Annotated in this window: 3 protein-coding genes; 2 read left to right on the top strand and 1 reads right to left on the bottom strand. The window is 64.8% G+C overall.

The features are described from left to right. Both EOA28_RS28875 and EOA28_RS28870 read left to right on the top strand, forming a co-directional pair. Positions 1-1288: dipeptide ABC transporter ATP-binding protein (locus EOA28_RS28875; protein WP_148670910.1), on the top strand; the 1288-nt coding region annotated here is incomplete at its 5' end. Between the two features lie 20 nt (positions 1289-1308). Next, complete coding sequence (locus EOA28_RS28870; protein ID WP_127253659.1) at positions 1309-2679, top strand: alpha-glucosidase/alpha-galactosidase; 1371 nt, start codon at positions 1309-1311, stop codon at positions 2677-2679. A gap of 7 nt (positions 2680-2686) precedes the next feature. Here EOA28_RS28870 and purD read toward each other — a convergent pair. Beyond that, a partial coding sequence (gene purD, locus EOA28_RS28865; RefSeq protein WP_128315536.1) for a phosphoribosylamine--glycine ligase occupies positions 2687-3571 on the bottom strand: 885 nt, incomplete at its 5' end.

The following is a 3571-nucleotide window of genomic DNA, read 5'->3' as shown; positions in this document are numbered from 1 at the left end:
GATCTACACGGTCGGCAGCCAGATCGTCGAGGCGATCCGTGTGCACCGCAGGGTGAGCCGCAGGGAAGCCTGGGCGCGGGCGCTCGAGCTCCTCAAGCATGTCCAGATCCCCGAGCCAGAGGCAAGGCTCAAGCAATATCCGCATCAGCTCTCCGGCGGCCAGCGCCAGCGCGTCATGATCGCCATGGCCTTAGCCAACGACCCCGATGTGCTGATCGCCGACGAACCGACCACGGCGCTCGACGTCACCGTTCAGGCGCAGATCCTGAACCTGATCCGCAATCTTCAGAAAGAGCTGAAGATGGCGGTGATCCTGATCACCCACGACCTCACCGTGGTGCGCAAATTCTCCGACTACGTCTATGTCATGCAGCATGGCGAGATGCGCGAGCACAACATCACCGAGCGGCTCTTCGCCAATCCCCAGCATCCCTACACGCAGCGGCTGCTCGCCTCCGAACCGCACGGGCGGCCGCAGCCGCTGCCGGAAGGCAGCGGCACCATCCTCGAGGCGAACGGCGTGCGCGTCTGCTTCATGCTGCGCCACGGAACGTTCCTCAAACCCGACTGGCGCGAGCTGGTCGCGGTCGACGATCTCGACCTAAAGCTTTGCCGCCACGAGACGCTGGGGCTGGTTGGCGAATCCGGTTCCGGCAAGACGACCTTCGGCCAGGCGCTGCTCAGATTGCAGGATGCCAAGCGCGGGGAAATCCGCTTCGACGGCCAACCGATCGAGACGCTGTCGCGCGCCGAGATGCGACCGCTGCGCTCGCGCATGCAGATCGTCTTCCAGGACCCGTTCTCCTCGCTCAACCCGCGCATGACAATCGGCCAGATCATCGAGGAAGGACTGGTCGTCAACAGGCTGGGCGCGACGCGGCGCGAACGGGTCGAGCGGGTGCGCGAGGCGCTGGTCAGCGCCGGCATGCCCGGCAACATCCTGTCGCGCTTTCCGCATGAATTCTCCGGCGGGCAGCGGCAACGCATCGCGATCGCGCGCGCCATTGCGCTGGAGCCCGAATTCATCCTGCTCGACGAACCGACATCGGCGCTCGATCTTTCGGTGCAAGCGCAGATCATCGACCTGCTGCGCAAGCTGCAGGACGAGCGCGGCTTGAGTTATCTGTTCATCTCGCACGACCTCAAGGTGGTGCGGGCGCTGTGCCATCGCGTCATCGTCATGCAGCATGGTCAAATCGTCGAGCAGGGACCCGTCGACGAGGTCCTTTCCAATCCCAAGACCGCCTACACCGAACGGCTCGTCAGGGCCGCTTTCGAGGTGGCGTAGACAAGTGCCGGAGGCTTACAGTGGCTAGAAATCCCAGGATCGCGTTCATCGGCGCCGGCTCGACGGTGTTCATGAAGAACATCGTCGGCGACGTGCTGCAGCGGCCGGCGCTGTCTGGCGCGACGATCGCGCTGATGGACATCAATCCGCAGCGGCTGGAAGAAAGCGCCATCGTCGTCAACAAGCTGATCGCGACGCTCGGCGTCAAGGCGAAGGCCGAGACCTATTCGGACCAGCGCATGGCGCTGAAAGGCGCCGACTTCGTCGTCGTCGCCTTCCAGATCGGCGGCTACGAGCCCTGCACCGTCACCGACTTCGAGGTGCCGAAGAAATACGGCCTGCGCCAGACCATCGCCGACACGCTCGGCGTCGGCGGCATCATGCGGGGCCTGAGGACCGTGCCGCATCTGTGGAAGATCTGCGAGGACATGCTCGCCGTCTGCCCCGAGGCGATCATGCTGCAATATGTCAACCCGATGGCGATCAACACCTGGGCGATCGCCGAGAAATACCCCACGATCAAGCAGGTCGGGCTCTGCCATTCGGTGCAGGGTACGGCAATGGAGCTGGCGCACGACCTCGACCTTCCCTACGAGGAGATCCGCTATCGCTCGGCCGGCATCAACCACATGGCGTTCTATCTCAAATTCGAGCATCGCCAGCCGGACGGCAGCTATCGCGACCTTTATCCCGACCTCGTGCGCGCCTATCGCGAAGGCCGCGCGCCGAAGCCGGGTTGGAACCCGCGCTGCCCGAACAAGGTGCGTTACGAAATGCTGACCCGGCTCGGCTATTTCGTCACCGAAAGCTCGGAGCATTTCGCCGAATACACGCCCTATTTCATCAAGGATGGGCGGCCCGATCTGATCGAGAAATACGGCATTCCGCTCGATGAATATCCAAAACGCTGCATTGAGCAGATCGAGCGCTGGAAGGGCCAGGCGGAAGCCTACCGTTCGGCCGAACGGATCGAGGTCGAGCAGTCGAGGGAATATGCCTCCTCGATTATGAACTCGGTGTGGACCGGCGAGCCATCGGTGATCTACGGCAATGTCCGCAACAATGGCTGCATCACCTCGCTGCCCTTCGACTGCGCGGCGGAAGTGCCGTGCCTTGTCGATGCCTCCGGCATCCAGCCCACTTACATTGGCGAGCTGCCGCCGCAGCTGACGGCGCTGATCCGCACCAACATCAACGTGCAGGAGCTGACGGTGCGGGCGCTGATCAACGAGAACCGCGAGCACATCTACCATGCCGCGATGATGGACCCGCACACCGCCGCCGAGCTCGACCTCGACCAGATCTGGTCGCTGGTCGACGACCTGCTTGCCGGGCATGGCGACTGGCTGCCGGCCTGGGCGCGTGGCGGACGAAAGAGCGCGGCCGCCTGAAGCTGGGTTACGCGCCGGTCTTCTCGCGCTCGACGGCGCGCCAGCCGATGTCGTGGCGATAGAAGCCCTGCGGCCAGTCGATGTGCTCGATCGCCGCGTAGGCCTTGGCCTGCGCCTCGCCGACGGTCTTGCCGAGCGCGGTGACGTTGAGCACGCGGCCGCCATTGGCGACGAGCGCGCCGCCATTGATGGCGGTGCCGGCGTGGAAAATCTGGGCGCCATCACGCTCGGCCTCGTCGAGGCCGCGGATGACCGAGCCCTTTTCCGGCGTGCCGGGATAGCCCCTCGCCGCCATCACCACGGTCAGCGCCGTCTCGTCGCTCCAGCGTATGGACATATGCGCAAGCTGGCCGTCGACAGCGGCGTTGAGGAGGACGAGCAGATCGTCCTTCAGCCGCATCATCAGCACCTGGCATTCGGGATCGCCGAAGCGGGTGTTGTATTCGATCAGCTTCGGGCCGCTCTCGGTGATCATCAGGCCGGCGAAGAGGATGCCGGCAAAAGGCGCGCCGAGATTGGCCATGCCGCGCATGGTCGGCTCGATGATCTCGCGCATGGTGCGCTCGGTCATTTCGGGCGTCATCACCGGCGCCGGCGAATAGGCGCCCATGCCGCCGGTGTTCGGCCCGGTATCGCCGTCGCCGACGCGCTTGTGGTCCTGCGCGGTGCCGAAGGGCAGCGCGGTGGCGCCGTCGCACAGGCAGAAGAAGCTCGCCTCCTCGCCGGTCAGATATTCCTCGACCACGACCTCGGCGCCGGCGGCGCCGAAGGCGCCGTCGAAACACGCTTCTAGCGCGGCGTTCGCCTCATCAGAAGTCATCGCGATGGTGACGCCCTTGCCAGCGGCAAGCCCGTCCGCCTTGATCACGATCGGCGCGCCGACCTTCTCGAC

The organism is Mesorhizobium sp. M2A.F.Ca.ET.067.02.1.1, assembly GCF_004023285.1.
Lineage (GTDB): Bacteria > Pseudomonadota > Alphaproteobacteria > Rhizobiales > Rhizobiaceae > Mesorhizobium.
The sequence above is the reverse complement of the archived record's forward strand: the minus strand, read 5'-3'. Positions and strand labels throughout refer to the sequence as shown.